This is a genomic window from Mesorhizobium sp. WSM4809, from assembly GCF_055811655.1.
In genome coordinates, this window is sequence record NZ_JBVVQW010000010.1 from 38,038 (window position 1) to 64,125 (window position 26,088).

General features: G+C 62.7%; 24 protein-coding genes, 1 tRNA gene and 1 pseudogene. 15 read left to right on the forward strand and 11 right to left on the reverse strand.

All coding sequences use genetic code 11. The annotated features are described in order from the left end of the window. The first annotated feature begins 96 nt into the window (after positions 1 to 96). Positions 97 to 258 (forward strand): hypothetical protein, encoded by a 162-nt coding sequence (locus AC0L24_RS22715; RefSeq protein ID WP_023810961.1) that lies wholly within the window; start codon positions 97 to 99, stop codon positions 256 to 258. A gap of 21 nt (positions 259 to 279) precedes the next feature. On the opposite strand, the pseudogene AC0L24_RS22720 reads toward AC0L24_RS22715, so the two are convergent. The 7 genes and pseudogenes from AC0L24_RS22720 to tkt form a co-directional block, all read right to left on the reverse strand. Next, positions 280 to 994 (reverse strand): annotated as a pseudogene (locus AC0L24_RS22720) (SGNH/GDSL hydrolase family protein). Positions 995 to 1,056: 62 nt separating this feature from the next. Beyond that, positions 1,057 to 1,797 carry a DUF899 domain-containing protein gene (locus tag AC0L24_RS22725; protein WP_127809073.1) on the reverse strand — a complete coding sequence of 247 codons (741 nt, stop codon included), beginning with the start codon at positions 1,795 to 1,797 and terminating at the stop codon, positions 1,057 to 1,059. Between the two features lie 158 nt (positions 1,798 to 1,955). Beyond that, positions 1,956 to 2,981, reverse strand: coding sequence for a class I fructose-bisphosphate aldolase (locus AC0L24_RS22730; RefSeq protein ID WP_127396046.1), 1,026 nt, complete (start codon positions 2,979 to 2,981; stop codon positions 1,956 to 1,958). A gap of 139 nt (positions 2,982 to 3,120) precedes the next feature. Next, positions 3,121 to 4,317: a phosphoglycerate kinase gene (locus AC0L24_RS22735; protein ID WP_127809074.1), complete on the reverse strand. Its 1,197-nt coding sequence runs from the start codon at positions 4,315 to 4,317 to the stop codon at positions 3,121 to 3,123. Positions 4,318 to 4,464: 147 nt separating this feature from the next. Then, positions 4,465 to 6,354: a potassium/proton antiporter gene (locus tag AC0L24_RS22740; RefSeq protein ID WP_127271761.1), complete on the reverse strand. Its 1,890-nt coding sequence runs from the start codon at positions 6,352 to 6,354 to the stop codon at positions 4,465 to 4,467. 218 nt (positions 6,355 to 6,572) lie between these two features. After that, positions 6,573 to 7,583 (reverse strand): type I glyceraldehyde-3-phosphate dehydrogenase, encoded by a 1,011-nt coding sequence (gene gap, locus AC0L24_RS22745; RefSeq protein WP_013529249.1) that lies wholly within the window; start codon positions 7,581 to 7,583, stop codon positions 6,573 to 6,575. A gap of 154 nt (positions 7,584 to 7,737) precedes the next feature. After that, a complete protein-coding gene (tkt, locus tag AC0L24_RS22750) occupies positions 7,738 to 9,729 on the reverse strand; it encodes a transketolase (RefSeq protein ID WP_127809075.1) in 1,992 nt (663 codons plus the stop codon). Positions 9,730 to 9,992: 263 nt separating this feature from the next. Between tkt and AC0L24_RS22755 the strand changes: the two genes are divergently transcribed. The 4 genes from AC0L24_RS22755 to AC0L24_RS22770 all read left to right on the forward strand — a co-directional run bounded on the left by AC0L24_RS22755 (position 9,993) and on the right by AC0L24_RS22770 (position 12,534). After that, a complete protein-coding gene (locus AC0L24_RS22755; protein WP_013529251.1) occupies positions 9,993 to 10,265 on the forward strand; it encodes a DUF4164 domain-containing protein in 273 nt (90 codons plus the stop codon). Between the two features lie 11 nt (positions 10,266 to 10,276). After that, the gene (locus AC0L24_RS22760; protein WP_023810969.1) at positions 10,277 to 10,642 is read left to right on the forward strand and encodes a cell division protein ZapA; all 366 of its coding nucleotides are present in this window, start codon (positions 10,277 to 10,279) and stop codon (positions 10,640 to 10,642) included. Positions 10,643 to 10,862: 220 nt separating this feature from the next. Next, positions 10,863 to 11,522 carry a peroxiredoxin gene (locus AC0L24_RS22765; protein WP_127260439.1) on the forward strand — a complete coding sequence of 220 codons (660 nt, stop codon included), beginning with the start codon at positions 10,863 to 10,865 and terminating at the stop codon, positions 11,520 to 11,522. A gap of 139 nt (positions 11,523 to 11,661) precedes the next feature. After that, the gene (locus tag AC0L24_RS22770; protein WP_127809077.1) at positions 11,662 to 12,534 is read left to right on the forward strand and encodes an MBL fold metallo-hydrolase; all 873 of its coding nucleotides are present in this window, start codon (positions 11,662 to 11,664) and stop codon (positions 12,532 to 12,534) included. Between the two features lie 142 nt (positions 12,535 to 12,676). On the opposite strand, the gene rpoH is transcribed toward AC0L24_RS22770, so the two are convergent. Both rpoH and AC0L24_RS22780 read right to left on the reverse strand, forming a co-directional pair. Continuing rightward, positions 12,677 to 13,588, reverse strand: a complete 912-nt coding sequence (gene rpoH / locus AC0L24_RS22775) for an RNA polymerase sigma factor RpoH (protein ID WP_127268033.1) — start codon at positions 13,586 to 13,588, stop codon at positions 12,677 to 12,679. 201 nt (positions 13,589 to 13,789) lie between these two features. Further along, complete coding sequence (locus AC0L24_RS22780) at positions 13,790 to 14,830, reverse strand: RluA family pseudouridine synthase (protein WP_127809078.1); 1,041 nt, start codon at positions 14,828 to 14,830, stop codon at positions 13,790 to 13,792. A gap of 28 nt (positions 14,831 to 14,858) precedes the next feature. Between AC0L24_RS22780 and AC0L24_RS22785 the strand changes: the two genes are divergently transcribed. The 7 genes from AC0L24_RS22785 (at position 14,859) to AC0L24_RS22815 (ending at position 18,590) form a co-directional block, all read left to right on the forward strand. Further along, the gene (locus AC0L24_RS22785; RefSeq protein ID WP_127268031.1) at positions 14,859 to 15,242 is read left to right on the forward strand and encodes a fimbrial protein; all 384 of its coding nucleotides are present in this window, start codon (positions 14,859 to 14,861) and stop codon (positions 15,240 to 15,242) included. A 54-nt stretch (positions 15,243 to 15,296) separates the two neighbouring features. Beyond that, positions 15,297 to 15,704, forward strand: coding sequence for a VOC family protein (locus AC0L24_RS22790; protein ID WP_127809079.1), 408 nt, complete (start codon positions 15,297 to 15,299; stop codon positions 15,702 to 15,704). A 90-nt stretch (positions 15,705 to 15,794) separates the two neighbouring features. Further along, positions 15,795 to 15,869: transfer RNA gene (locus tag AC0L24_RS22795), tRNA-Glu, on the forward strand. A 179-nt stretch (positions 15,870 to 16,048) separates the two neighbouring features. Further along, on the forward strand, positions 16,049 to 16,225 hold the full coding sequence (locus tag AC0L24_RS22800) for a Flp family type IVb pilin (RefSeq protein WP_127320620.1): 177 nt from the start codon (positions 16,049 to 16,051) through the stop codon (positions 16,223 to 16,225). Between the two features lie 272 nt (positions 16,226 to 16,497). Further along, positions 16,498 to 17,079 (forward strand): VOC family protein, encoded by a 582-nt coding sequence (locus AC0L24_RS22805; protein ID WP_127268028.1) that lies wholly within the window; start codon positions 16,498 to 16,500, stop codon positions 17,077 to 17,079. Positions 17,080 to 17,101: 22 nt separating this feature from the next. Further along, on the forward strand, positions 17,102 to 17,929 hold the full coding sequence (locus AC0L24_RS22810; RefSeq protein WP_127809080.1) for a glutathione S-transferase family protein: 828 nt from the start codon (positions 17,102 to 17,104) through the stop codon (positions 17,927 to 17,929). Positions 17,930 to 18,221: 292 nt separating this feature from the next. Then, positions 18,222 to 18,590, forward strand: a complete 369-nt coding sequence (locus tag AC0L24_RS22815) for a hypothetical protein (RefSeq protein WP_127809081.1) — start codon at positions 18,222 to 18,224, stop codon at positions 18,588 to 18,590. Positions 18,591 to 18,604: 14 nt separating this feature from the next. On the opposite strand, the gene AC0L24_RS22820 is transcribed toward AC0L24_RS22815, so the two are convergent. Further along, positions 18,605 to 18,817: a hypothetical protein gene (locus tag AC0L24_RS22820; protein ID WP_023810978.1), complete on the reverse strand. Its 213-nt coding sequence runs from the start codon at positions 18,815 to 18,817 to the stop codon at positions 18,605 to 18,607. Positions 18,818 to 19,134: 317 nt separating this feature from the next. Between AC0L24_RS22820 and AC0L24_RS22825 the strand changes: the two genes are divergently transcribed. Next, the gene (locus AC0L24_RS22825) at positions 19,135 to 20,049 is read left to right on the forward strand and encodes a DUF2865 domain-containing protein (RefSeq protein ID WP_127809082.1); all 915 of its coding nucleotides are present in this window, start codon (positions 19,135 to 19,137) and stop codon (positions 20,047 to 20,049) included. A 124-nt stretch (positions 20,050 to 20,173) separates the two neighbouring features. Continuing rightward, a complete protein-coding gene (locus AC0L24_RS22830) occupies positions 20,174 to 20,410 on the forward strand; it encodes a hypothetical protein (protein WP_013529265.1) in 237 nt (78 codons plus the stop codon). Positions 20,411 to 20,482: 72 nt separating this feature from the next. Here AC0L24_RS22830 and AC0L24_RS22835 read toward each other — a convergent pair whose 3' ends face one another. After that, on the reverse strand, positions 20,483 to 20,833 hold the full coding sequence (locus AC0L24_RS22835; RefSeq protein WP_127809083.1) for a hypothetical protein: 351 nt from the start codon (positions 20,831 to 20,833) through the stop codon (positions 20,483 to 20,485). Between the two features lie 191 nt (positions 20,834 to 21,024). Between AC0L24_RS22835 and AC0L24_RS22840 the strand changes: the two genes are divergently transcribed. After that, positions 21,025 to 25,590 (forward strand): PAS domain-containing protein, encoded by a 4,566-nt coding sequence (locus AC0L24_RS22840; protein ID WP_473564162.1) that lies wholly within the window; start codon positions 21,025 to 21,027, stop codon positions 25,588 to 25,590. Positions 25,591 to 26,088: the final 498 nt, after the last annotated feature.

Here is a 26,088-nt window from a genome sequence, read left to right on the forward strand (position 1 = left end):
GGGCGCCGCGTTCCGACCCAGGATCGCGGCGTCGTTCTTTCTCAGGCAATGAACGACGTGCTTTGACAGCCGGGCGCGTTGCTGGTCAAAGGCGGCATGACGAAATTTCTCGCCCTTGTCATCGTCGGTTTCATGGTCATTCAATTGATCAAGCCGCTTGGCTGGCCGGGCCTCAAGCGACGTGGTGATTTCTGGAAACTGGCACTGCTCGCCATGGCCGCGATTTCCCTGGCGGCCGTGCTCGGGCATTTGACGTAGGACGGCACTTGTCGTCGGTGCTCAATTGCCAAGCACCGGGCCAACCAGATGCTCGGCCCAGGCCCGGTAGCCTGCTTCCGAGGCGTGAAAGCCGTCCGACGCAAAGCGGGCTTCCGGATTGGTGATCGGCAGGCGCGGCGCCGGCACCGCGCCGCGCTCCAGGCAAAGGCGTTCGCCCATCCGGTTCATGTCGGTGGCGCGAATCTCAAGGATTTTTCCGAGCAGCGGCGGCATGGCCGGAGCCCGCGTGAACTCCAGCACCGGCGACCACACCACGCGTGCTTCCGGCCATTTGGCGCGCAGGCCGTAGAGCAGGCCGCCGAACTCCTTCTTGAAGCGCGGCACGGAGTGAAAATTCTTGGTGTCGTTGGTGCCGATGGCCAACACGATATGCGTCCACGGTTCGGCCGACAGATTGGGCAGGACATGGTCGCGTATCTGGCCCGACGTTGCCGAATTAAAGCCGGCCGCCCGCCAGCGCACGGTGCGGCCTGTGCTTTGTGAAATCAGCACGGCGAGTTGCGCGGCAAGCCCATGTTCCGAATTGCCTATGCCGACCGACGCGGCGGACGAATCGCCCAGCACCAGAAGCGAGATATCAGGCGCCTTGCCTGATATTTCGTGCATGACCGGCCCTTGCGCCGGCAGCATGCGCGTGGTGCGGGCGTCGCACGCCGAGGCCTTGCCAGATATAGACCGGGAAGGCGAGCCAGGTGAGTAGGGACGGGAAGCGCATAGCAGTACCGTTAAACGATCAGCGGCAGCCTTAGCGCATGTTTTGGTCGGCGGGAACGCTCTTCAATCGCAGCAACTCGCCTGCCCCGCTTGCTTGCCCTGATATTCATCGTGCAGCCGCACCCAATCCATCAGTCCGTGATAGGGGCCGTTCTCGTTGCGGCCCTTCGGCGTCATGTCGAGATAGTCGTAGGCGCCGATCTGCGCCTCGCCGCCGCGGGCGCGCGACATGAAGGTGAGGAAGATGTCGCGGTTCTCGTCCCGGTAGAAAACGCTGGTGCCGGGAAGCTCCTTCGATGTCCGTGGACGGGTCTCGAAATTGTAGGTGGTGTCGCCGGCGGCGATCTGCTTGTCGGTGAAGGAGACCTGCATGTCGAAGTTGAAATCCGAGGCATAGGACGACACCCAGTCGAACTTCCAGCCCATGCGCTGCTTGTAAGGCAGAAGTTCCGCCAGTGGAGCGCGCGAAACCACGACCAGCGACACGTCGTGATGCCGCAGATGCTGATTGGCGCCGTCGATATGGTCTGCAAGGAATGAGCAGCCCTCGCAATGATTGACGCAGCCCGGCCCGAACATGAAGTGATAGACGATCAGCTGGCTGTTGGTGCCAAACAGGTCGGTCAGTCTCTTCGGCCCTTGTTCGGTCTCGAAGACATAGTCTTTCCGGATCTTCAGCCAGGGCAGTTCACGCCGTTCAGCGGCGATCCGCTCGCGAAACCGCGTCAATTCCTTCTCGCGCGCCAGATGCGCCTTGTGCGCCTGGAACCAGTCTTCGCGCGAAACGATCTTGTTGCGATGCATGAACCTCTCCCTGAATGTCATCCCAAGGACGTTCGGGATGGGCGCAAACCGACATCGCCGGAGAGGAAATAAGGACGGAGAGGCTCTGCCCCAAGTCCGGGCAAACAAAAACCCGGGCGCATCGGCCCGGGTTCAAAGGCAAGACGGAAGGATTTTGATCAGGCGGCCTGTTCCAGGCTCGCCTTCCATTTTCCAAGCGCCGCCAGATGGTTCATATGCGCGCGATGGGTGAAGGCGGCCTGGCCGGCGGCGACATTCGAGGCCTTGCCGCTCCAGGCTTTCTGCGGCGCGGCCTGCAGCGCGCGGCCGTAGGAGAAGGTCAGCTTCCACGGGTGCGGGCCGATGGCGTTGATGGCGTTGAGGTTGGCGGTCGCCTCCTCGTCCTCCTGGCCACCGGAGAGGAAGGCGATGCCCGGCACCGCTGCCGGCACGGTCTCGCGAAACAGCTTTATGGTCTTTTCCGCGACTTCTTCCGGGCTGCTCACCTTGCCCGATTTCTTGCCGGCCAGCACCATGTTGGGCTTCAGGATGGTGCCTTCCAGCAGGACGCCAGCCGCATGGAGCTCGTCATAAAGCTTGATCAGCGTTGCCTTCGAGACGTCGTAGCAGGTATCGATGTCGTGGGCGCCGTCCATCAGCACTTCCGGCTCGACGATCGGCACGATGCCGGCCTCCTGGCAAAGGGCGGCATAGCGGGCAAGTGCATGGGCGTTCGAGCCGATCGAATTGGCCGAGGGCACGCCCTTGGCCTGGTCGATGTCGATCACCGCTCGCCATTTGGCGAAGCGGGCGCCCAGCTTGTAGTAATCGGCAAGGCGCTCGCGCAGGCCATCGAGGCCTTCGGTGATGGTGTCGCCGGGAAACCTGGCCAGCGGCTTGGCGCCGGCATCGACCTTGATGCCGGGGATGGCGCCGGCCGCCTTGATGATGTCGACCAGCGGCGTGCCGTCGGCGGCCTTCTGGCGGATCGTCTCGTCAAAGAGGATGACGCCGGAGATGTAACGGGTCATCGCCTCCCTGGTGCGGAACATCATCTCGCGGTAGTCACGGCGGCTGTCGGCGGTCGATTCGACGCCAATGACGTCGAAGCGCTTCTTGATGGTGCCTGAACTTTCGTCGGCCGCCAGCAGGCCCTTGCCGTCGGCGACGATTGCGGCGGCAATGTCTTCGAGACGTTCGCTCATTGTTGCTTCTCCTGAAACGGTTGTTCCGCGCTTAACGGAAGTCTACCGCCAAAGGAATGGCATCGGAAAGCTCGAATCGATTGAATGCCTCGGGCGGCCTTGTTCGCTCTCCGAGTGTTGATCGCCTCGCCTCGGAGCCTCAGCGCTTCAACACGTCGACGCCGGGCAGTGGCTTGCCTTCCATCCATTCCAGGAAAGCGCCGCCGGCGGTCGAGACATAGGTGAAGTCGTCGGCGACGCCGGCATGGTTGAGCGCCGCCACCGTATCGCCGCCACCGGCAACCGAGACCAACTTGCCTTCCTTGGTGCGCGCCGCCGCATGCTTGGCCGCCGCTACCGTCGCATGATCGAAGGGCGCGATCTCGAAGGCGCCGAGCGGGCCGTTCCAGACCAGTGTCGCGGCACGGTCGATCCATTCGCCGATGGTCGTCACGGTTTTGGCGCCGACATCGAGGATCATGCCGTCGGCCGGCACGTCCGATATGGCGACGGTCTCGCATTCCGCGCCCGCCTTGAACTCCTTGGCGACGACGCCGTCGACCGGCAGGATGATGGCGCAGCCGGCCTCGGCCGCCTCGATCATGATCTGCTTGGCGGTCGCGGCGAGATCATGCTCGCACAGCGATTTGCCGACATTGGTGCCACGCGCGGCAAGAAAGGTGTTGGCCATCCCGCCACCGATGACGAGGGCATCGACCTTCTTCACCAGGTTCATCAACAGATCGATCTTGGTCGAGACTTTGGCGCCGCCGACAATGGCGACGACCGGACGAACCGGTTTTCCCAGGCCCTTCTCCAGCGCCTCAAGCTCGGCCTGCATGGTGCGGCCGGCAAAAGCCGGCAACAGATGCGCCAGCCCCTCCGTCGAAGAATGCGCGCGGTGCGCGGCCGAGAAGGCGTCGTTGACGAAGATATCGCCATTGGCGGCGAGTTTTTCGGTGAAGGCCGGGTCATTCTTTTCCTCGGCCTTGTAGAAGCGGGTGTTTTCGAGCAGCAGCACGTCGCCCTTGTTCATGGCGGCGACAGCGCTTCCGGCCGTGTCGCCGACGCAGTCGGAGGCAAACCCGACGGGACGGCCAAGCACATCAGCTGTCGCCTTGGCGATAGGCTCCAGCGAGAATTCGGGCGAGGGACCATCCTTGGGTCGGCCGAAATGGGCGAGCAGGATGACCTTGGCACCCTTGCCTGACAGCTCGGCGATGGTCGGCGCGATGCGTTCGATGCGGGTGGTGTCGGTGACTTTGCCCTCAATGACAGGCACGTTGAGGTCGACGCGCACCAGCACGCGCTTGCCGCTGATGTTGCCGATATCGTCGAGTGTCTTGAAGGCGGCCATGCGGGGTTCCTTTCGCGAAAAACCGGGGGACCATACCCCGCATCGGTGTCGATGCAAGGCTTAGGGCGCGCTCGAACCGAAATTTTGAAGTGGGCACGATCTTGCACCGGCGGGGCGGATGAATGGCAGCGCTCAATAGCGGGTTTGTCAGCTTTCGGTTGCTGCCTTTTCCGGCGCTGGCTCCGGGGCCTGCTTTTCGTCCGCCCGCGCCTCGGCCTCCTGCGTCTCGGTCGGCTTGCGCCAGTTGCGGATGAAGGCGGAAAGACGATCGCCGATTTCGCCGGCGCTGAGGAAGACCGGCACCCGCGCCACCGGCGCGGTCGGCTCGAACGACAGGCCGAGGCCTATGATCTTGCCCTTGTCGTCGACGTCGCGGACGATCAGTTCTATCGGGCCGAGCAGGACGCGGTCGGCGTATTCGGCATGGCCGCCGAGCCGCGCCGTGACCAGCGCGCCAACGGTGAGCTTTTGCTCCGCTTCGGTCAGGCCTGGCGTATAGGCCGCTTCCAGTTCAGCGGCGGAGCGCGCGGGGTCGACGGCGAAGGCACCGAAGAAATCGGCATCCTCGGGATCGACCACTGCACGGCTCGCGAACAGCTTGTCGAGCAGGCGCGGATAGCGGTCCGGCACGAAAATGTAGACCTGGTCGCCGGCGGCGAGCCGGCCCATGTCCTGGAAGCGCATCGAGCGGCCGTCGCGCAACACCAGCGAGGGTCGCGCCCAGCGTGGGATGCGCTCGCCGCGCGCCACCGGGCTGCCGTGTGCAACGCGATAGGCAAGAAGCTCGTGATGGGCCGAGCCCGGCAGTTCCAGCTCGACCTTGTCCAGCGGTCCGAGCCGTGCCGGCACGATCAGACCGAGGCGACGCGCCAGCGGTCCGACTGTCCAGCCCTGGATGACCAGCGACACGAGTACGATGATGAAGGCGGTGTTGAAGATGACACGGCCGTTTTCCAGCCCGCCCAGCAGCGGGGTGATGGCGAGCAGGATCGACACCGCGCCGCGCAGGCCGACCCAGGAGACGAAGGCGACCTCGGGGCGCGGCAGACGGAACGGGATCAGGCAGAGCCAGACCGCGATCGGGCGGGCGATGAACATCAGGAACAGGCCGAGCAGCACCGCCGGCACCATGATCGCCGGAAATTGCGACGGTGTCGCGAACAGGCCGAGGATGAGGAACATGATGATCTGTGCCAGCCATGACATGCCGTCCTGGAAGCGCTTGAGGATGGTGACGGCGCGGATATCGGAATTGCCCGAGATGAGGCCGGCGATATAGACCGCCAGGAAGCCCGAGCCGCCAATGGCGCCGGCGGCTGCAAACACCATCAGCGACAAGGTCAGCACGAAGATCGGCAGCAGGCCGTGGTCGAGATTGAGCCGGTCGACGAGGCGCACGATGGCGAGGCCGCCGAGCACGCCGACGACAGCGCCAAGGCCCATGTTGAGGAGGAAGCCGAGGAACAGGCTGGTGACCAGGACATTGGTTTCGGGGTTGGCATGGGCGGCGATGATCTCGACCAGCGTGATGGTCAGGAAGATGGCGATCGGGTCGTTGGTGCCGGATTCCACCTCGAGCGTCGAGCGCACGCGTTCGCGCAGATTGATCTCGCCGGCGCGCAGCAGGAAGAACACGGCCGCCGCATCGGTGGAGGCGACGGCAGCCCCGAGCAGGAAGGATTCCAGCCAGGTGAGATCGAGCAGATAATGGGCGGCGACGCCGAACAGGCCGGTGGTGACAAGCACGCCGAAGGTCGCCAGCGACAAAGCCGGGCCTGCAGCCTGCCGCAAGGCGTTGAGCGGCGTGCCGAAACCGGAATCGAACAGGATGACGGCCAGCGCCAGTGAGCCGGCAAAATAAGCGATGCGGGCGTTGTCGAACTGGATGCCGAGTCCGTCGGTGCCGGTGGCGAGGCCAATGCAGAGAAACAGGAGCAGAAGAGGAGCGCCGAAGCGGAAGGCGATCAGGCTCGAAAACGCGGCGGCGACGACAAGCGCTGTGCCGACCAGCGTGACGAGATAGATCGCATGCTCCATCCTGAAATCAGCCCCTCAAATTCGTCTGTCTCCTGCTTTGCGAGAGAGTGGGGCGAAGACGTGACCAGTGCAAGGCGGCAGGGTGGCTTTTTGGCCTATGCCGCTGATTTTTGGATGTTTTGGCGTCCAGGACACAATTTGGAAAGGCGCAAGCTGCGCTCATGAAAAACGCCCGGGCAAAGCCGGGCGTTCCAAGTCTCGAAAAGAAAGCTTTGTGATCAGGCGATGGTCTTGCCGAAGGCGACCGATGTGTCGCCCATGCGGTTGGAGAAACCCCATTCATTGTCGTACCAGGACAGCACCGACACGAAGTTGCCGTCCATCACCTTGGTCTGGTCGAGCGCCATGATCGAGGAGCGCGGATCGTGGTTGAAGTCGATCGACACGTTCGGATGATGGGTGACGCCGAGAATGCCCTTCAGCTTGCCGTTGGAAGCGGCGATCACCGCTTCGTTGATCTCCTGCACCGTGGTCGACCGCTTGGCGATGAACTTGAAGTCGACGACCGAGACGTTCGGGGTCGGCACGCGGATCGAGATGCCGTCGAGCTTGCCCTTGAGGTCGGGCAGCACCAGCCCGATCGCCTTGGCGGCACCCGTCGAGGTCGGGATCTGCGACAGGGCAGCGGCGCGGGCGCGGTAGAGATCCTTGTGCATGGTGTCCAGCGTCGGCTGGTCGCCAGTGTAGGAATGGATCGTCGTCATCATGCCCTTTTCGATGCCAACGGTCTCATGCAGCACGGCTGCCAGCGGTGCCAGGCAGTTGGTGGTGCACGAGGCATTCGAGATGACGATATGGTCCTTGGTCAACTGGTCGTGGTTGATGCCGTAGACGACGGTGAGGTCGGCGCCTTCGGCAGGGGCCGAAACGATGACGCGCTTGGCGCCGGCGGTCAGGTGTGCCGCTGCCTTGTCACGGGCGGTGAAGATGCCGGTGCATTCGAGCGCGATGTCGATGCCGAGTTCCTTCCACGGTAGCTGCGTCGGATCCTTGATCGCGGTGACCTTGAACGTTTCCTTGCCGACGGTGATCTGATCGCCGGAAACCGAAACTTCATGCGGGAAGCGGCCGTGCACGCTGTCGTAGCGCAACAGATGCGCATTGGTCTCGACCGGGCCGAGGTCGTTGACGGCGACGACGTCGATGTCCTTGCGGCCGGATTCATGGATGGCGCGCAGGATGTTGCGGCCGATGCGGCCAAATCCGTTGATGGCAACTCTGACGGTCATAATTCTCTCCCTGGGAGTTGGAGGGCGGATGAGGGGTCCGCAGTTTCATAGCGGTGGAAGCAGAAAGAATCCAGCCGCAGTGGCGTGGATTTAAATCGATTAAGTTGGGCCAGCCCGGCGAGTCCGCCTTTCGCGATTTCGCCGAACCTTGAACCTACTTGGTATGCAGGCGGGCTTCCGCCGCCTTGGCCGCGGCTTCGGCGGTAATGCCGAAATGCGGATAGAGTTGCTCGATCGTGCCCGAGGCGCCGAAGCCTGTCATGCCGACGAAGATGCCGTCGGAGCCGATCAGATGATCCCAACCCTGGCGTATGCCGGCCTCGATCGCCATCTTGATCGGCGCGTTGCCGATCGTTTTCTTGCGGTAGTCGTCGCTCTGCTGGTCGAACAGTTCGAAGCAGGGCACCGAGACGACGCGGGTCGGATGGCCGTGCTTTTCCAGCAGGTCGCGCGCGCCAAGCGCGATCTCGACCTCGGAGCCGGTGGCGAAGATCGTCACCGCTGCCTCGCCGCTGGCGGCAGCCACCTCATAGGCACCCTGTCCACTGAGGTTCTTCGCCGAGAATTCGGTACGCACCGTCGGCAGGTTCTGGCGGGTCAGCGCCAACGTCGACGGCGTCTTTTCCGACTCCAGGGCGATCTGCCAGCATTCGGCGGTTTCGACCGCGTCGGCCGGGCGGAAGACATTGTGGTTGGGAATGGCACGCAATGCGGCCAGATGCTCGACCGGCTGGTGGGTTGGGCCGTCTTCGCCCAGACCGATGGAATCATGGGTCATGACGAAGATCGAGCGGATGCCCATCAGCGATGCCAGCCGCATCGACGGGCGGGCGTAGTCGGAGAAGCACATGAAAGTGCCGCCATAGGCGATGAGGCCGCCATGCAGCGTCAGGCCGTTGATCGCAGCCGCCATGCCGTGCTCGCGGATGCCGTAATGGATATAGCGCTGGCCATAGTCGTCCGAGGTGATGTTCTTGGTTTGGCTGGTCTTGGTGTTGTTGGAGCCGGTCAGGTCGGCGGAGCCGCCGATGGTCTCGGGCACGGCGCCGTTGATGACTTCCAGCGCCATCTCGGACGATTTGCGGGTGGCGACCTTCGGCTTGTCGGCCGACAGCTTCTTCTTGTAATCGGCAATGATGGCGTCGAAATTGGACGGCAGCTTGCCGCTGAGGCGGCGTTCGAACTCGGCCTTCAGCTTGGCATCGGCCTTGGCCAAGCGGCCTTCCCAGTCGGTGCGCGCCTTGGCGCCGGCCTTGCCGGCGGTGCGCCAGGCGTCGAGGATGTCGGCCGGAATCTCGAAGGGCGGCGAATCCCAGTTGAAGAACTTGCGAGCGCCGGCGATCTCGTCGGCACCGAGCGGCGAACCGTGCGCCTTGTTGGTGCCGGCCTTGGTCGGCGCGCCGAAGCCGATGGTCGTCTTGCAGGCGATCATGGTCGGCTTGTCGGAATGGCGGGCGGCTTCGATGGCATAAGCGATCGCTTCGGGATCGGTGCCGTCGATGTGGCTGGCATTCCAGCCGGAGGCCTGGAAGCGGGCCACCTGATCGGTGTTGTCGGACAGCGAGACCGGACCGTCGATCGAGATGTCGTTGTTGTCCCAGAAGACGATCAGCTTGTTGAGCTTGAGATGGCCGGCAAGCGCGATGGCTTCCTGGGAAACACCTTCCATCAGGCAGCCGTCGCCGGCCAGCACATAGGTGTAATGATCGACGAGATCGTTGCCGAAGGCGGCATTCATGATGCGCTCGCCGAGCGCGAAGCCGACCGAATTGGCGAGACCCTGGCCGAGCGGGCCGGTCGTCGTCTCTATGCCGGTGGCATGGCCGTATTCGGGATGGCCGGCGGTCTTCGAGCCCAACTGACGGAAGTGCTTGATCTGGTCGAGGGTCATGTCTTCGTAGCCGGTCAGATGCAGCAGCGAATAGAGCAGCATCGAGCCATGGCCGGCCGACAGGATGAAACGGTCGCGGTCGGCCCAGTGCGGGGCCTTGGGATCATATTTCAGGAAGCGCGTGAACAGCACCGTGGCGATATCGGCGCAGCCCATGGGCAGGCCTGGATGGCCGGAATTTGCCTTCTCGACGGCGTCCATGGAGAGAAAGCGGATCGCATTGGCCATCCGGTCATGTTGTTCACGCGACGTCATGGTTCCTCCAGAAGTGGGGGTTTGGGGGCTTGGGAGAGCCCTTGAAAAGGGTGCGCGACACATAGCAGGCGCGGGCTTTTAGTCAACAAATCGGGTGCACATTTGCCGGTCTTGTGATGCCGGCGGCGGACCTACATTAGCGTTAGCGGGGGACAGTCGCGAGAGCTTTGTTGACGTTGCCTTCACCCGGTGCCTAATGTTTCAGGGATAACGCGTTCTGAACGTGAACGATTCGGTGATGGGCAGGGCACAGGACGAAGGCCATGACCGGGGAAGCCACACTCAAGGAAGTCATCGCGAGGCTGGGCAAGGCCATCGAGGGGCTGGAAAACGCCGTCGCGGCCAAGCTCGAGCATGAACGCGACTACTCCGAAGCCGAGGCCGAGGTGCAGCGGATGAATGCCGACCGCTCGCGGCTGGCGCAGGAACTCGATAATTCCGAAGCGCGCGCCGAACGGCTGGAAGATGCCAACAAGGAAGTCTCGCGACGTTTGGTGACCGCCATGGAAACCATCCGCGCCGTGTTGGACAGATAGGAGCTGGCCCGATGGCACAGGTCACGGTTTCAATCGACGGCAAGCAGTATCGCATGGCCTGCGACGAGGGCCAGGAAGAGCATCTGATCGACCTTGCCGAACGCTTCGACCGCTATGTTTCACACCTGAAGGACTCGTTCGGCGAGATCGGCGATCAGCGGCTGACCGTGATGGCCGGCATTATGGTGATGGATGAACTCTCCGAGTTGCAAAAACGCGTCAAGGGCATGGAAAGCGAAGTGCTGACCTTGCGCAAGACCCGCGACGAGGCTCTGACCAAGGCCGACAAGAGCGATAGCGTGCTCACCAACGCGCTCGGCGCGTTGGCACAGCGCATGGAAGACCTGACTGTGACGCTGGCGGTCAACAAGAGCTGAGACAGAACCTTTCCTGTCCAGCCCCAGGCTCTCATCCGCGCGCCGCGAATTCGAAAGCATAAAAATGCTCGCCTGCCGCCGACAAGAGTTTCATATTATCTTGCAGCCACGATTTTTGCGCTAAGATGCAACGATGCAGGGCGGGACAGCTTGATGGCGGCGTGGGTTGCCGTGTGCCGTTCCTCGCTGCCGACGGTTCCGTTTACAGGGGAGATGTACCATGAGCCTTCGTATCAACGACATTGCGCCGGATTTTACCGCCGAGACCACGCAAGGGACGATCAAATTCCATGATTGGATCGGCGACGGTTGGGCGATCCTGTTCAGTCACCCGAAGAATTTCACGCCGGTCTGCACGACCGAGCTTGGCACGATGGCGGGGCTCGAAGGCGAGTTCAAGAAGCGCAACGTCAAGATCATCGGCATTTCGGTCGATCCGGTCGAAAGTCACGGCAAGTGGCAGGACGACATCAAGACGGCGACCGGTCATTCGGTGAACTATCCGCTGATCGGCGACAAGGACCTCAAGGTCGCCAAGCTCTACGACATGCTGCCGGGCGGTGCCGGCGAGACGTCGGAGGGCCGCACGCCCGCCGACAACGCCACAGTGCGCTCGGTCTACGTCATCGGACCGGACAAGAAGATCAAACTGGTGCTGACCTACCCGATGACCACGGGGCGCAATTTCGATGAGATCCTGCGCGCGGTCGATTCCATGCAGCTCACCGCCAAGCATCAAGTGGCGACGCCGGCGAACTGGAAGCAGGGCGAGGACGTGATCATCACCGCGGCCGTTTCCAACGAGGATGCAATCAAACGCTTCGGCGCTTATGAGACCATCCTGCCGTATCTGCGGAAGACCAAGCAGCCGTCGGCCTGACCGCTCGGAACAGTTTTGGCTTTCCTGTCGCCGCGAGCGAAAGGATACTTGACTGGCTCACCCGAGCGGACAACCATGCTCCTCTCGGGTGTCGTCAGAGAAAATCATTCCTGGCGACCGAGAGTTGGGGAAGCCGGAATTGGACGTAGCTTTGGCCAGGCCGCAGGTCAGCGGCTTCTATGACAAGCCGACCGGCGCCATCCAGTATGTCGTCGCCGACCAGGCGACGAAGCGATGCGCCATCATCGATCCGATCCTTGATTTCGACGAGAAATCCGGTGCTACGACAACGACGAATGCCGATGTCCTGCTCGACTTCGTCAGCGAGCAGGGACTGAGCGTCGAATGGATCCTCGACACCCATCCGCATGCCGACCATTTCTCGGCGGCGCATTACTTGAGAGAGAAGACCGGCGCGCCGACGGCGATCGGCGACAGGGTCATCGAGGTCCAGAAACTGTGGAAAGCGATCTACAACTGGCCGGATTTTCCCGCCGACGGTTCGCAGTGGGACAGGCTGTTTAGAGAAGGCGAAACCTTCCAAGTGGGTACCCTTCCGGTCAAGGTGCTGTTCTCGCCCGGACACACGCTGGCCTCGATCACCTATGTGATCGGCGATGCCGCCTTCATCCACGACACGCTGTTCATGCCCGACAGCGGCACGGCGAGGACGGACTTTCCCGGCGGCAGTGCCGCGCGGCTCTGGCGCTCGATCCAGGACATATTGGCGTTGCCGGACGAGACGCGGGTGTTCGTCGGCCATGACTATCAGGCCGGCGGCCGCGAACCTTTGTGGGAAAGCACGGTCGCCATACAGAAGGCTACCAACATCCATCTTGCCGCCGCCTGCAGCGAGGCCGAGTTCGTCGCCCTGCGCGAGGCGCGCGACAGGACGCTGCCGATGCCGCGGCTGATCCTGCATGCGCTGCAGGTCAACATGAATGGCGGGAGGTTGCCCGAACCCGAAGCCAATGGCCGGCGGTACCTGAAGTTTCCGCTGGACGGGCTTTGAGGGGCCGTTGGTGAAGCTGCCAATCTCGACCCTTGCGGGGGAGATTGGCTGTCGCCCCCGTTCGCCAACTCCCAATCAGCCACAAAAAAGGCGGCGCCAGGTTTCCTGGCGCCGCCTTGATTTTTTGTTGCCTTAGCTAACCTTACGCCGCCGGCTGCGCCTCAATCGTGCGCAGCGCCTGGGTCTGGCGCTTGGCGGCGGCCTTGACCGCGTCCTGCACCTTCTCGAAGGCGCGCACCTCGATCTGGCGCACGCGCTCGCGGCTGATGTCGAACTCGGACGACAGCTCTTCCAGCGTCAGCGGCTCTTCGGCGAGGCGACGGGCCTCGAAGATGCGCCGCTCGCGCTCGTTGAGCACGGCAAGAGCGCCCGACAGCATGCCGCGCCGGTTTTCCAGCTCGTCCTGCTCGATCAGCATCTCTTCCTGGCTTTCGTGGTCGTCGACCAGCCAGTCCTGCCATTCGCCGGATTCGCCTTCGCTGGCCCGGATCGGGGCGTTGAGCGAGGCGTCGCCGGACAGGCGGCGGTTCATCGACACCACTTCGGCTTCGGAAACGTTCAGCCTTGTGGCGATCTCGGTGATCTGGTCGGGCTTCAAGTCGCCGTCGTCGAGCGCCTGGATCTTGCCCTTCACCTTGCGCAGGTTGAAGAACAGGCGCTTCTGGTTGGCGGTCGTGCCCATCTTGACCAGGCTCCACGAGCGCAGGATGTACTCCTGGATCGAGGCCTTGATCCACCACATGGCATAGGTCGCGAGGCGGAAGCCACGCTCGGGTTCGAATTTCTTGACAGCCTGCATCAGGCCGACATTGCCTTCCGAGATCACTTCACCGATCGGCAGGCCATAGCCGCGATAGCCCATGGCGATCTTGGCAACGAGCCTGAGGTGGCTGGTGACGAGCTTGTGCGCAGCGGAGGTGTCTTCATGCTCCGCATAACGCTTGGCGAGCATGTACTCTTCCTGCGGCTGCAGCATGGGAAAGCGGCGGATTTCTTCCAGGTAGCGGCTGAGGCCGCCTTCGCCGGAAACGATACTGGGTAGTGACTGGGCCATGATAGCGCCCCCTCTCTATTGGAGTGATGCCCCCGAAACGCGGCGGGCATGTGACGCGAGCACCAAAAGGCTCGCCCGCGACATCAGATCTTATACAGGAACAAAACCAGAAAAGACAGGCATTTGTTCAACACGAAACAGTGTGTCACGGTGAAGTGAACAATGTCAGTCAGGTTTTTTGATGGCTTGTCGGTGACGGGTTCAGAGCTTGCGGAAGCCGCCGACGAGTTCCTCCATGTCCCTCGGTAACGGCGCCTCGAACCTCATCGTTAGATGGGTAGTGGGGTGCCGAAATGCAAGGAGCCAGGCATGCAAAGCCTGCCGGGGAAATGCCTTGACCTGGCTTTTCAGCGGTTCGGGCAGCCGGTTGGCCTTGGTGCGGAAGGCTTGGCCGTAATCGGGGTCGCCGATCACCGGGTGGCCGATATGCGCCATGTGGACACGGATCTGGTGGGTGCGGCCGGTCTCCAGCCGGCATTCGACCAGGCTGGCCGTGGCGAACTCCTGTTGGCTCTCGCCGAAGCGCTCCTGCACGGCGAAGTGGGTGACCGCATGGCGGGCGTCGTCGCGTCCTTCCGGCACCACGGCACGGCGCACGCGGTCGGCGGCGCGGCCGAGCGGCGCGTCGACCCTTCCGGTCGGCCTCTGCGGTATGCCCCAGACCAGCGCCAGATAGGCACGCTCCAAGTCGCCGGTCAGGCCGTGATCGGCGAAAGCCTCGGACAGTGACTTGTGGGCGCGGTCGGTCTTGGCGACCACCATGACGCCGCTGGTCTCCTTGTCGAGGCGGTGGACGATGCCCGGCCGGCGCACACCCCCGATTCCTGAAAGGCTGGCGCCGCAATGATGGATCAGCGCATTGACCAGCGTGCCGGTCCAGTTGCCCGCTCCGGGGTGCACGACAAGCCCGGCCGGCTTGTTGATGACGATCAGTTCGTCGTCCTCATAGAGTACATCGAGTGCGATGTTCTCGCCCTGCGGCTCCGCCGGCTCCGGCTCCGGCATGGTAACCGACACGCTCTCGCCCGGCGCCATCTTGCGCTTGGTCTCGTCGACGGGCTTGCCGTCGACCGAGACCGCGCCCTGCCTGATCAGCATCTGCACGCGGCTGCGTGACATGTCCGGGCCAAGGCTTGCGGCCAGCCACTGGTCGAGGCGCAGGCCGGCCGCATCCGCGCCCGCCACCAGCACTGTCGGTTCCGCCTCTATCAATTCAGGGGCCTCTTCGCTATGAGCGCTCATTGAAAAACCGTTCCGGAACTGTTTTGCCATGGCCAGCCCGATCGCCGAAGAAGACCAGGATAAGCCGCTCGACCCCGAGGTCGAAAAGGTGCGCAGGAAACTCGTCCGCTTCGTCGGGATCAATCTCGGCCTGCTGTTCCTCGCCCTTATGGTGGTGATCGGCGCCCTTGTCTACAAAGCGCGCAATGCACCGCCGGCGAACCCGCCGCTGGCCGGCGATATCCAGACACCCGCCGGCGAACCGGTCAACGGCGACATCGTGCTGCCGGTCGGCGCCACGGTGGTCAGCCAGTCGCTGTCCGGCAATCGTGTCTCGATCGACGCCGAGCTTGCCGATGGCAGCCGCACGATCTTCGTCTACGACATCACCGAGCGACGCCTGATCGGCCGCTTTGCGATCCGCAACAAGTGACCGTGACCGAGCCGCAACGATGAACGGCAGCAGGCCAATGAGCAAGCCTCAGGCATGAGCGGGTTCGCCGAGCATCGCCGCATCGCCACGGTCGCCCTGGTCGTCGCCAATTATGACGAGGCGATTGCCTGGTATGTCGAGCGGCTGGGCTTCCTGCTCGCCGAAAATGTCGATCTCGGCGGCGGCAAGCGCTGGGTCACAGTGGCGCCGGCCAACGGGCAGGGCGCCAGGCTGCTTCTGGCGGAAGCGTCCGACGAGGCGCAAAGGCGGAGCATCGGCAACCAGACCGGTGGCCGTGTCTTCCTGTTCCTGGAAACCGACGACTTTGCCCGCGACCACGCAGCGATGCTGGAGAAGGGCGTCGAATTCCGCGAAGCACCGCGCTTCGAGCCCTACGGCACGGTGGCGGTTTTCGCCGATCTGTACGGCAATCTCTGGGATCTGATCGAACCGAAACGATAGGCTCACGGCCGGCTTTTCCTCGGCAAGGGAAAGCGGCCTAACCCCAGTTGCTTTTTCCCAGCGCTCAGCCTATATCGCCGGTTCTTGAACGCGCCCATCGTCTAGCGGTCAGGACACCGCCCTCTCACGGCGGGAACAGGGGTTCGATTCCCCTTGGGCGTACCAAGTTTTTCGACAAATTCGCAGGATGCCGCCGATTTCGTTTCTGAAGTTGACGACCCTCGATACTGGCCTTCATTTCATTCGTCTGGCAAATGTTAACGGACCCGAAACCGAGAACCTTAACGCCCCCGCAACTCACGACGATATATTAGTTGTCGCTTTAGTAGCTGTAGGAGGTCGACATGAAGAAAATAGCCTGTCGTTTCGCTTGGGACGAGTCGGGCGCGACCGCGATCGAGTATGGCTTGATCGCAGCTCTTATCGCGCTGGCGATCATCACCGGCGCCGGGGCGCTGGGCAATTCGCTCAACGGAATCTTCACGAACGTCGGCACTACGGTCAACAGCAGCGGCTCGTAAGTCGGTATCTCAATTCGGTCGGCCGTCGGCCGGATCGTCGACCCTCAGCCTCCAAAAGCGTAGCGTGTACGCCCTTCCGATGTCCGGGCATCGGAAGGGCGGCGCACTCTCAATCATCCGGCTTATCCGTTGCGTCGCCGCGTTCGTCGCTTCTGGCGCTGCGGCCCTGTTTGCATTAGCATCACGTCACGGATCCTGAGGTTCGGCTCCGGCGGCGCGCAGAACGCCGCGCTGCCCGGACGGCCAGTTGATGCCGTGGGGGAGGAATGCCAATGCAGAAGCTGCAGTCGCAGGGCGTTCATCACATCACGCTGGTCGGCGCCGGGCGCCAGACCTCTATCGATTTCTGGGAAGGCGTGCTCGGCATGCCGTTCATCTTCGAACAGCCCAACCTCGACAAGCCGAGGGAAAGCCATCTCTATTTCGATCCCGGCGACGGCCGGCTGATCACCATCTTCACCGACGAGAGCCGCACACCGGAGAAGCGGCGCACGCCGACCGATCCGGGCTGTGTCCACCACATCGCCTTTTCGGTGTCGCGCGTCACCTTCCTGCAGGCGGTCTCCCGTCTTGACGAGCGCGGCATCAAGCACAGCGGCGTCAAGGATCGCGGTTTCATGGATTCGATCTATTTCGAGGATCCGCTCGGCCTGCTGATCGAACTGGCGTCCTACCGCTTCGAACCGCCAGCGGGCTTCACCCACGCCGATGTGCTGATGGAAGCGCACAGGCTGCGGGTCGCGCGCGGCGACTACAACATCGCCGAAGTGCATCTCGCCGATGCGATCCAGGCGCTCGTCGAACGTTCCCGCGCCACCTTGTCGGACGATCGGGCGCCGAAGAACCCATACTGAACAGACCAGAGGGAGGAACAAGATGGCCAAGACAGCGACGAAGACTGCCGGGAAATCCGCGGCGAAAGCTGCGGCAAAGCCAAAAGCCAAGGCGGCCGCCAAGCCTGCGGTGAAGGCGACGGCAAAAGCCGCGCCCAAGGCCAAGCCGGCCAAGAAGCCGGCGTTGAAGCTCAGCATGCTGAAGCCCAGCGTCAACAACATGACCGTGCGGGTGTTTGCGCGCGCGGCCGGTTTCGACAATGCCGAGACCGATGCCTGGGGCCACACCCGTTCGCCGGAGTTCATGGCGCGAAATCCCGCCCATTTGACACCGATGATCGAGGACAAGGGCCTCCCTAGAGGCGTGTTGTGGGAAAGCTGCGCCATCATGCAGTATCTCGCCAACAAGCACGGGCTGGAGAAATTCTATCCGAAGGCGCCGGCCAAGCGGGCGATGGTCGACAGTGCCATGTTCTACCTGATCGGCACGCTCTACCCCTATGTGGCACGCGCCACCTATCCGGCGCTCGGCTTCCCACAATATGCCGGCGAGGTCGGCCACAGCGACGCGCACCCCGACAGGAAGTCGGAGGCCCAGAAGGCGGCGATGGCGGCGATCGCCGAGCCGCTCGAAGTGTTTCACAGCTTCTTCAGGGACGGCAAGCCGTTCATCGGCGGCAAGAACCCGTCGATCGCCGATATCCGCCTGGCGGCGACGCTCGAATTCCTAGCCGTCGTCGACTATGCCTTGCCCAAGTGGGCGAAGGACTATGTGGCGGCGATCGAGAAGACGCTCGGCAAGGCCTATAGCGAGCCGGCCGGCGATGTGCGCGGCTACATCGCCCATGTGAAGTCGCAGGCCAAGGCCTGAGGTTAAGGATACGTTAACCAAAGCCCTGTCTACTGCAGGCAATTCGCTTTCGGCCCGCGACCACGGATGTACTGGCGCAGAACGTCGTAGCGATAGGAAAGGTCGGCGCAATGCCGGCCTTTTTGCTTTCGCACGCCATCGCCAAGTGCGAATTGGCACGCAGGCCTCGTCCAGTGTCGCTTTTTTGGCGTCAACTTTTGTCGGGAGATATTGTCATTGCCGGCGTTGGCCCTACCATCCATCTCGGCAGTCCGGCATGGATTGTCGGTCAGGCATGAGACGAGGGCTGGCGATGAAAAGCGTTGCGAGACGGATTGCGGTTGCGGGCGTGATGCTGGCAACCGCTGTCCATGCTTCGAGTGCAGCCGAACTCAACACGATGGACGATGTCGGGGCAGCGATCCAGGCATGCTGGACACCGCCGGCGGACGCCGGGACCGCCAGCGTCACCTTGAGCTTCAGCTTCAAGCGGGATGGCACGCTGATCGGCCCGCCGAGGCCGACGGCCATTAAAGTGGATGGTGATGCCAAAGCGAAGAAATCGTTTGTCGATGCCGCGACAGCGGCCCTGCAGGATTGCCTGCCCCTGACTTTCTCGGCGAAGCTGGCGCAAGGGGTCGCTGGCAACGTGTTTACGTTGCAATTCGCTTCTCCAAAATAGGCGCCGCTGCCGGTTCAGTGGTGACTGCGCCTGGCCTCGGCATGCCGGGCAAGATCGGGCGTCTCGAAGACGTAGTCGCTCCAGGCTGATTCAGGAACCTGGCCGGCCAGATAGCATTCCAGCAACAGGCTTTGCTCGGGATTGAGTGGCCTTGGCGCGCGCTGGTCCAGCCCCAGCGAGTGAAACAGGTTTCTTGTCAGGTCGGAGACGGTGAAGTGGATCGACATCTGCGTTCTCCCTTTGGTCCTTCAACGCGGAAGGCCCGACAAAGGTTTCGAACCCCTGGTGATAATGGCGCATTGATCTCGGTCCGTTGCGCTGCAGGTCCTCGGCGACGGTCAGGCTTGCGCTTTCCTTCGAGGTTCGTCTCAATCTTGAAATAAAAATGTAATATCGAATTTACATGAGGTGACGTAGTACAATAGACAATAGGTCATTCATGTCGAAATTCGTTAGATTATTAGGAATTACTCATGTAGCCGAATCTTGCTGAAGTCATGGACTCTAAATTCCAGGTTCTCCGCAAAAAGGACCAGTTGTCCCGATGATCCGTTTCTGGCCCTCCATGGTGATCGCATTTATTTCGCTGGCGGCAGTGTTGTTCGGTACGCTTTCGTCCTACGCGGACAGCTGCGGCGCGATCAGAAGCCAGTTGCTTTCGGCTGGCCGCAGCGGCGGGGCGAGCCCGGAGCTTGCCCAGTTTCGCCGGCAACTTGCAGCCATCCAGACTATCGAGAGACAGCGCCAGTGCACGGCGAAGAGTTCGCTTGGTGGTCTCTTCAACGCTTGCGCCGATCTCGCAAGGAGCCGCTCGGATGTGCAGCGCCGGATTGCTGCCGCTGGGAATTCGGGCCGCGACACAGCGGGCCTGCAGGCGCGCCTCGTCGCGCTTGGCTGTGCGACTTCGGCAAAGCAACGGCCTGTGCGCGCCGCGCCCAGCACCCAATCGGCGAGCACCACGTTCGCCGGCAATGCGATGCTGTTTTGCGTGCGTCTGTCGGACGGATATTTCTTCCCGGCGCCAAAGTCGCAATTCGCCGCCAGCGGCGATCTGAAGGAGACGGTCGATCAATGCCGTTACATCTGCGATGACCCCGGCGTCGACCTCTACACGTTGAACGACGCCAGCCTCGAGACCGACCAGATGACCGCGCTCGACACGCGCAAACCCTATACCGAGCTGCCGGCAGCCTTCAGATATCGCGATGATGCGAATTTCAAGGCATGCGACGTCAAGCGCTACTACCAGCGGGTCACCGAACTGCGAGCCAGGACCGTGACGCCCGCCAACATGCGCAACGCCATTATTCCGTTGCCGACGGCGAAGCCGGATCTCGGCACGGTTGCGGCCGTCCCCGGGATCGATGCCGAAGCCCCAGGTGCCGCCCAGCACCTTTCGATCGAGGCCGGCGAGCGGCTGGTGCGCTTGGTCGGCCCGGCATTTTTCCCGGCCGAATGATCGCCGGTCTTCCCCGATTTGCGATCACCGGCGGCGGCGTGCCTGCTGCTATGCGGCTGCGCGATCCGTCTGGAACAGAGGGGCGCTCACGGCGTTGTGATCGACATCAGCCGGGAGGAACGCCATGGCTACGTTCAGGGAAATGCGGGTGCTGGAGATCGTCGAAGACGACTCGCTGACCACCGAACAGAAAATCGCCGAACTGCGCGAGATCGAATCCGAGGCGCGTGGGTTGCAGCGGGCTGCCTCGGAGGGTCCAATGGACGACGATGACGGTTGGCAGGAAGATCTGCGCCAGGTTCGTCTTGCACTCGACAAGCTCGGAGCGAAGGAGCCGAAAAAAGGCGCTGCTTCCCTGTGAAAGCCCGTTCGCCGAGCTATCCGCGGATCGTGTTTGTTTGACCGAACCCCGCTTTTAGGACCAAGCTCCAATCTAATCGCAGACCATGCGAGCTCTCTTGCCAGGCTCGCTGATGTTCCTGCAGGTCAGCGACTTCGCCGGCGCCGATAGGGACGCCGACGCAGGCAACCTCGTCTGGTGCCGTTTCGGTGCGGCATGGCTGACCTTGCGCTCGGAAAAACGCCGGGGCGGCTGCGGCGCCACCGGAAAAGCGCCGTTTTCGACCTCGGCTTGCCCATAGTCGACATTCGGTGGCGGCCGGTCCCAGAAGCGCCGGACATCGAGCGGCCTCGGGATGACGACCGTGCCGTCATAACTGCGCGAGCAACCGCCGCCGAAAAGCAGCGCTAGCCCCATGAAAAAAGGCACAATCCGTCCAAGCATCAGCAATACCCCTGCCGTTGCTTATATAGCGGGTTCGACCCCGCCGACAACCGGGCGGAATGAAGCAGACCGTGCCGCGCAATCCTGTCTAACCGACCGTTAAGGTTAGCGGATCCTTAATGCTTCACGGGCACATTCCGCCGACGAACCGCGGAGGAGGGTTCGGCCTTGGTTTTCGGGGTGGGAACGGCATGGCGGAAGCGGACGAAACAATCGGCGCGCGCGGCAAGCGCGGGCCTCGCAGATCCACAGCGCAAGGCGATGATGCATCATCGTCCGCCTCTTGCATGGATTCGAACGATGCGCTTCGCCAACTCGTCGAAGCCGGTTCCGACTGGGTCTGGGAGACCGACGCCGAACTGCGCTTCTCCTGGCTCTCGCAAAATTACCAGGCAGCCACCGGCATCGATCCGGCAAACGTGCTTGGCCGGTTCCGCTTCGACTTCCTCAATCAGGTCCTGAACGGCGATCGTAGTGGCGCCGCGCATTTGGAGGATCTGCAGGCGCACCGGCCTTTTCGCGACTTCGTCTACGAACTCAAGGGTGGCAGCGCCGACTGTCGCTGGGTCTTGACATCAGGCTTTCCGAAGTTCGACGACGAAGGAAGATTTGCCGGCTATCGCGGAATCGGCCGCAACGTCACGGCATTGGCCGGCGCCTTCAATGGTCCGGGGCCGGAACCATCGGCCGACGGCGAGCCCGACCAGCATCTGGCCGACCTCGAGCGGACGATGGACGCCATGCACATGGGCGTCGTGCTCCTCGACGCCAGGCTCGACACGCTGATCGTCAACAAGGCCTATCGCGACCTCTCGAGGATTCCGGACGGCGCTGTCGGCGTCGGCGCTCCGTTCAGCCTGTTGATGGAGCTCAACCGCCGCAGCGGCATCTATGGCGACATCGACGAACGGCAATGGCAGCGCTACCTTGCCACTCGTCTCGAGGAGATTCGCGCCGGATCCGTCGCGCCGCGCGAATTTGTCCATGCCAACGGCAGGACGATGATGTTCTCGGTGACGGCGCTGTCAGGCGGCAAGCGGCTGTTGACCTATTATGAGGTCACCGAGATCAAGCAACGCGATGCGGAGATCAAAAGCGCGAACGCCAAGATCGCCGAGACCTTCGCCAGTCTCCGCACCATGGTCGACCAGATGCCGATCGGTGTCCTCGTCCTCGACGCCGATATGCGCACCGAGATCATCAACCGTGCTTTCTATGATTTCTGGCAGATCGACGCCCGGCGCGCCGAGATCGGCTGCAGCTTCCGCGATCTGATGGACGCCAGCCGCGACATCGATCCGTTTGGTGCCGACGATGCATCATGGCAGCGGCATATCGCCGAGCGCGAGGCGGAAATCAGGGCCGGGATCGCCGCGGCGCGGCAGTTCCCGCGCAATGACGGCCGCACGCTGATATCGTCGATGGCGCCGCTGGCCGGCGGCAAGCGGCTGATCTCCTATGTCGACGTCACCGACATGAAGAACCGGGAGGCCGAACTTGCCGACGCGCTGGAGAAAGCGCGGCTGGCGGAGGCGGTGATCAACGCCGTCAAGGATCCGATCTTCGTCAAGGACGACCATCTGCGCTTTGTCTTCGTCAACGAGGCGTTCGCGGCTCTGTTTGGCCAGACGCCGCAAGCCATGCTCGGCAAGCCCGGCGGCGATTTCCTCCCAGCGAACGCTGTCGCGCTTTTCGAGCAGAGCGAAGGTGAGGTCCTTGCGACCGGGCGGCCGTACGAAGTGGAAGAGAATTTCGAGGTCGATGGCGCCAGCCGATCGCGCATCGTCAGGAAGAGCCGCGTCGGCATGGCCAGCGGCCGCAACTATGTTGCCGGCTTCCTGTTCGATATTTCCGAAATGAAGCGCCGCGAGACGGAAGCGCAGGATGCGCGCAAGCATCTCGCCAGCGTGCTGGAATCCTTGCCGGCCGCCGTGATCATCTACGATCGCGACGACAGGTTCGTTTTCGCCAACCGCAAGATCCAGGATACGCTGCCGGCCTTGAAGCCGGCATGGCAGCCCGGCTGCACATTCCGCGAGGCACTCGTTCTGGGCCATGCGAACGGCTATTTCCGCGACAGCGGCGATCCACAAGTCGACCAGCTCTACGACAGCGACCATGACCGCTGGCTGGATGCGATCCTCGCCCGCTACCGCTTGCCCAATTCCTGCTACGAGCGTCATAACCCCGACGGCCGCTGGCACCAGGTCTACGACATGCGGACCGATGATGGCACCTTCATCGGTGTTCGCGTTGACATCTCCGAGATCAAGAGCCGCGAGGCGGCATTGCGCGATTCGATGCGCCAGATCGACCTGTTCCGGCACGTGATGGACGAGTTGCCGGTGGCCGCCTTCATCAAGGCGCAGGACCTGAGCATCGAATTCGTCAACAAGGCCTGGTGCGCGATCACCGGCTTGACCAAGGAGGATGTCATCGGCCGCACCGACCGGCAGTTGTTCGGTGCGCAGGACGCCGATGGCTACAGCCATGACGACACGCAAGTCGCCGTGACGGGCGCCGTCAGGGAGGTCGAGGAACCCGTCACCCATCGCGACGGCACGGTTCGGCAGTTGATGACGCGCAAGAGCCGCCTGGTGACGCTGGACGGGTCGGTGCATCTGGTCGGTTCGAGCACCGACATCACCGACGTCAAGGCGCGCGAGCGTGCGCTGGAAGAGAGCATGCGCGAGAACGAGGTGTTCCGCAGCCTGATCGACAACGTGCCGGTATCGATCTACGCCAAGCGCTCCGATCTCAGGCAGTTCTATGTCAACAAGGGCTGGTGCGATCTCACGGGCTTCAGCAAGGAAGAGGCTATCGGCAAGACCGACATCGAGATTTTCGGGCCCGATGGCGAGGCTTTCGTCAATGGCGACCTCGCCGTGCTGCGCACCGGCGAAACCCAGGAGGTCGAAGAGACGGTGACGTTGGCCGACGGCAGCGTCAGGCATCAATTCGCCCGCAAGGGCGCGATGATCGCCTCCGACGGCTCGCTCTATCTGATCGGCTCGACCACCGACATCACCGAGCTGAAGATGCGAGAGGCGGAACTACGCGAAGCGCGTCAGCGCGCCGTGCTCGCCGACCGCGCCAAGTCGGAATTCCTCGCCAATATGAGCCATGAGATCCGTACGCCGATGAACGGTGTGCTCGGCATGGCCGAACTGCTGGCCAAATCGGACCTCGACCCGAAGCAGAAGACGTTTACCGACATCATCGTGAAATCGGGCAATGCGCTGCTCACCATCATCAACGACATCCTGGACTTCTCCAAGATCGATGCCGGTCAGTTGGTGCTCGATCCGGCGCCCTTCAATCTGGCCGAGGCGATCGAGGATGTGGCGACGCTGGTGTCGACACGTGCCAAGGAAAAGGACCTCGAGCTGATCGTTCGTGTCGAGCCTCGGCTCGAGAGCCTGTTCGTCGGCGATGTCGGCCGTATCAGACAGATCGTCACCAACCTGCTCGGCAACGCGGTGAAATTCACCGATGAAGGCCATGTGCTGGTCGACGTCACCGGCGAGAGGGCTCCAACCGGAACGAAGCTGACGATCTCGGTCACCGATACAGGTATCGGTATCCCCGAGGAAAAACTGAAACTGGTGTTCGAGAAATTCAGCCAGGTCGACACCTCGTCGACGAGGCGACACGAGGGGACCGGTCTCGGCCTCGCCATCACCTCGCGGCTCGTCGAGCTGATGGGCGGCGATATCGGGGTCGAAAGTGCGGAAGGCAAGGGCTCGACTTTCTGGTTCTCGGTGACGCTGCCGAGGGCCGGACAGCAGAACGGACAGCGCATCATGCCGATCGACGTGACCGGTGCGCGTGTGCTGATTGTCGACGACAATGCCGTCAACAGGGCGATCCTGACCGAGCAGATGACGTCGTGGACGTTCGATTCCTGCGCTGCCGAAAGTGGCGCAGAAGGCCTCAGGGTGCTGATCGCCGCCGCCGCCTATGGCGTCCCGGTCGACTGCGTCGTGCTCGATTACCAGATGCCTGGAATGAGCGGCGCCGAAATGGCGCGGATCGTGCGCAACACCGCCGGCCTTGCCGGCACGCCGATCATCATGCTGACCTCGGTCGACCAGTCGCTCGCCAACACCAGCTATCGCGATCTCGGCATCGATGCCCAGTTGATCAAGCCGGCGCGCTCTTCGGTGCTGCTGGAAACGCTGGTCGCCACCATCCAGCGGCATCGCCACAACACGAGCGGCAGCGACGCGCAGCCGCTCGCAGCCGACGTCGCTACGGGTTATGTGATGCGGACGCAGCCCTCGGCACCGTCCGAACAGCGGGCGCTGCTGCAGCCGCCTTCGATTCGCCCCCGGCCACCGGTGGCGGCTGGCGGCGACAGGCTGGATATCCTGGTGGCCGAGGACAATGAGGTGAACCAGATGGTGTTCACCCAGATCCTCGGCGAGACCGGTTATGGTTTCGAGATCGTCGGCAATGGCCGCAAGGCGCTCGACGCCTTCGGCCGGCTGAACCCGTGCATGATCCTGATGGATGTCTCCATGCCGGAGATGAACGGTCTCGAAGCAACCGCCGCCATTCGCCGGCTGGAGGAAGAAACCGGCACGCATGTGCCGATCGTCGGCGTCACCGCGCATGCGCTGAAGGGCGACCGCGAGCGCTGCCTGGAGGCAGGCATGGACGACTATCTGCCCAAGCCGATCAGTCCCCGGGCGTTGCTCGAGAAGGTCGAGCGCTGGGTCGGCGCCAGCCGGCAGGCGCAGCGCAACGCCGGGTAAGGCCGGCTCTGCCCGAGTACCGGGAATACGGCGAAGATTCGCGCCCCTGTCAGCGGCCAAGACTATGGTGCGATCGCACCATATGAAAGGCGGCATCCAGCCGAGACAATAGCGACATTCGAATTCCGCTCTTCCCAGTTACGGGCGGGAGCAGCGACCGCCGGCATGAGACAGCGTCAACCTACCCCAACGGACCTGTTTTCGGCGATGGCCCGGCCACGACACCGTCTGGCTGAGAGCAACGCGCTCCCGTCCGGCTTTTCTTCATAAAGGCCGGCTGATCCCCAAATCGCCGGCCAGCCTCGACCGAATCGAGCAAGTCCCTGATTCCGGTGACAAAGCGGGGCTGCGTCGGGAGTGCCGGCCAGGCGGCATTCTGCTCATCCCGATGACGCGTTACCGGGGTGACATCAAACTGTCATGCGACTGTTATAATCGAAGGCTATTGGCCTCAGCGGGCGCCGACTGACGAGCGCCGAGAGACCATCTTCCGAACAG

Coding starts and splice junctions, on each gene's coding strand:
- AC0L24_RS22760 (WP_023810969.1), top strand. CDS start 10,277: ATGGCACAGGTCACGGTTTCAATCGACGGCAAGCAGTATCGCATGGCC.
- AC0L24_RS22735 (WP_127809074.1), bottom strand. CDS start 4,317: ATGGCCGCCTTCAAGACACTCGACGATATCGGCAACATCAGCGGCAAG.
- AC0L24_RS22730 (WP_127396046.1), bottom strand. CDS start 2,981: ATGAGCGAACGTCTCGAAGACATTGCCGCCGCAATCGTCGCCGACGGC.
- AC0L24_RS22715 (WP_023810961.1), top strand. CDS start 97: ATGACGAAATTTCTCGCCCTTGTCATCGTCGGTTTCATGGTCATTCAA.
- AC0L24_RS22820 (WP_023810978.1), bottom strand. CDS start 18,817: ATGTCGATCCACTTCACCGTCTCCGACCTGACAAGAAACCTGTTTCAC.
- rpoH (WP_127268033.1), bottom strand. CDS start 13,588: ATGGCCCAGTCACTACCCAGTATCGTTTCCGGCGAAGGCGGCCTCAGC.
- AC0L24_RS22780 (WP_127809078.1), bottom strand. CDS start 14,830: ATGAGCGCTCATAGCGAAGAGGCCCCTGAATTGATAGAGGCGGAACCG.
- AC0L24_RS22805 (WP_127268028.1), top strand. CDS start 16,498: ATGCAGAAGCTGCAGTCGCAGGGCGTTCATCACATCACGCTGGTCGGC.
- AC0L24_RS22755 (WP_013529251.1), top strand. CDS start 9,993: ATGACCGGGGAAGCCACACTCAAGGAAGTCATCGCGAGGCTGGGCAAG.
- AC0L24_RS22800 (WP_127320620.1), top strand. CDS start 16,049: ATGAAGAAAATAGCCTGTCGTTTCGCTTGGGACGAGTCGGGCGCGACC.
- AC0L24_RS22725 (WP_127809073.1), bottom strand. CDS start 1,797: ATGCATCGCAACAAGATCGTTTCGCGCGAAGACTGGTTCCAGGCGCAC.
- AC0L24_RS22810 (WP_127809080.1), top strand. CDS start 17,102: ATGGCCAAGACAGCGACGAAGACTGCCGGGAAATCCGCGGCGAAAGCT.
- gap (WP_013529249.1), bottom strand. CDS start 7,583: ATGACCGTCAGAGTTGCCATCAACGGATTTGGCCGCATCGGCCGCAAC.
- AC0L24_RS22785 (WP_127268031.1), top strand. CDS start 14,859: ATGGCCAGCCCGATCGCCGAAGAAGACCAGGATAAGCCGCTCGACCCC.
- AC0L24_RS22815 (WP_127809081.1), top strand. CDS start 18,222: ATGAAAAGCGTTGCGAGACGGATTGCGGTTGCGGGCGTGATGCTGGCA.
- tkt (WP_127809075.1), bottom strand. CDS start 9,729: ATGACGTCGCGTGAACAACATGACCGGATGGCCAATGCGATCCGCTTT.
- AC0L24_RS22765 (WP_127260439.1), top strand. CDS start 10,863: ATGAGCCTTCGTATCAACGACATTGCGCCGGATTTTACCGCCGAGACC.
- AC0L24_RS22835 (WP_127809083.1), bottom strand. CDS start 20,833: ATGCTTGGACGGATTGTGCCTTTTTTCATGGGGCTAGCGCTGCTTTTC.
- AC0L24_RS22830 (WP_013529265.1), top strand. CDS start 20,174: ATGGCTACGTTCAGGGAAATGCGGGTGCTGGAGATCGTCGAAGACGAC.
- AC0L24_RS22740 (WP_127271761.1), bottom strand. CDS start 6,354: ATGGAGCATGCGATCTATCTCGTCACGCTGGTCGGCACAGCGCTTGTC.
- AC0L24_RS22825 (WP_127809082.1), top strand. CDS start 19,135: ATGATCCGTTTCTGGCCCTCCATGGTGATCGCATTTATTTCGCTGGCG.
- AC0L24_RS22840 (WP_473564162.1), top strand. CDS start 21,025: ATGGCGGAAGCGGACGAAACAATCGGCGCGCGCGGCAAGCGCGGGCCT.
- AC0L24_RS22790 (WP_127809079.1), top strand. CDS start 15,297: ATGAGCGGGTTCGCCGAGCATCGCCGCATCGCCACGGTCGCCCTGGTC.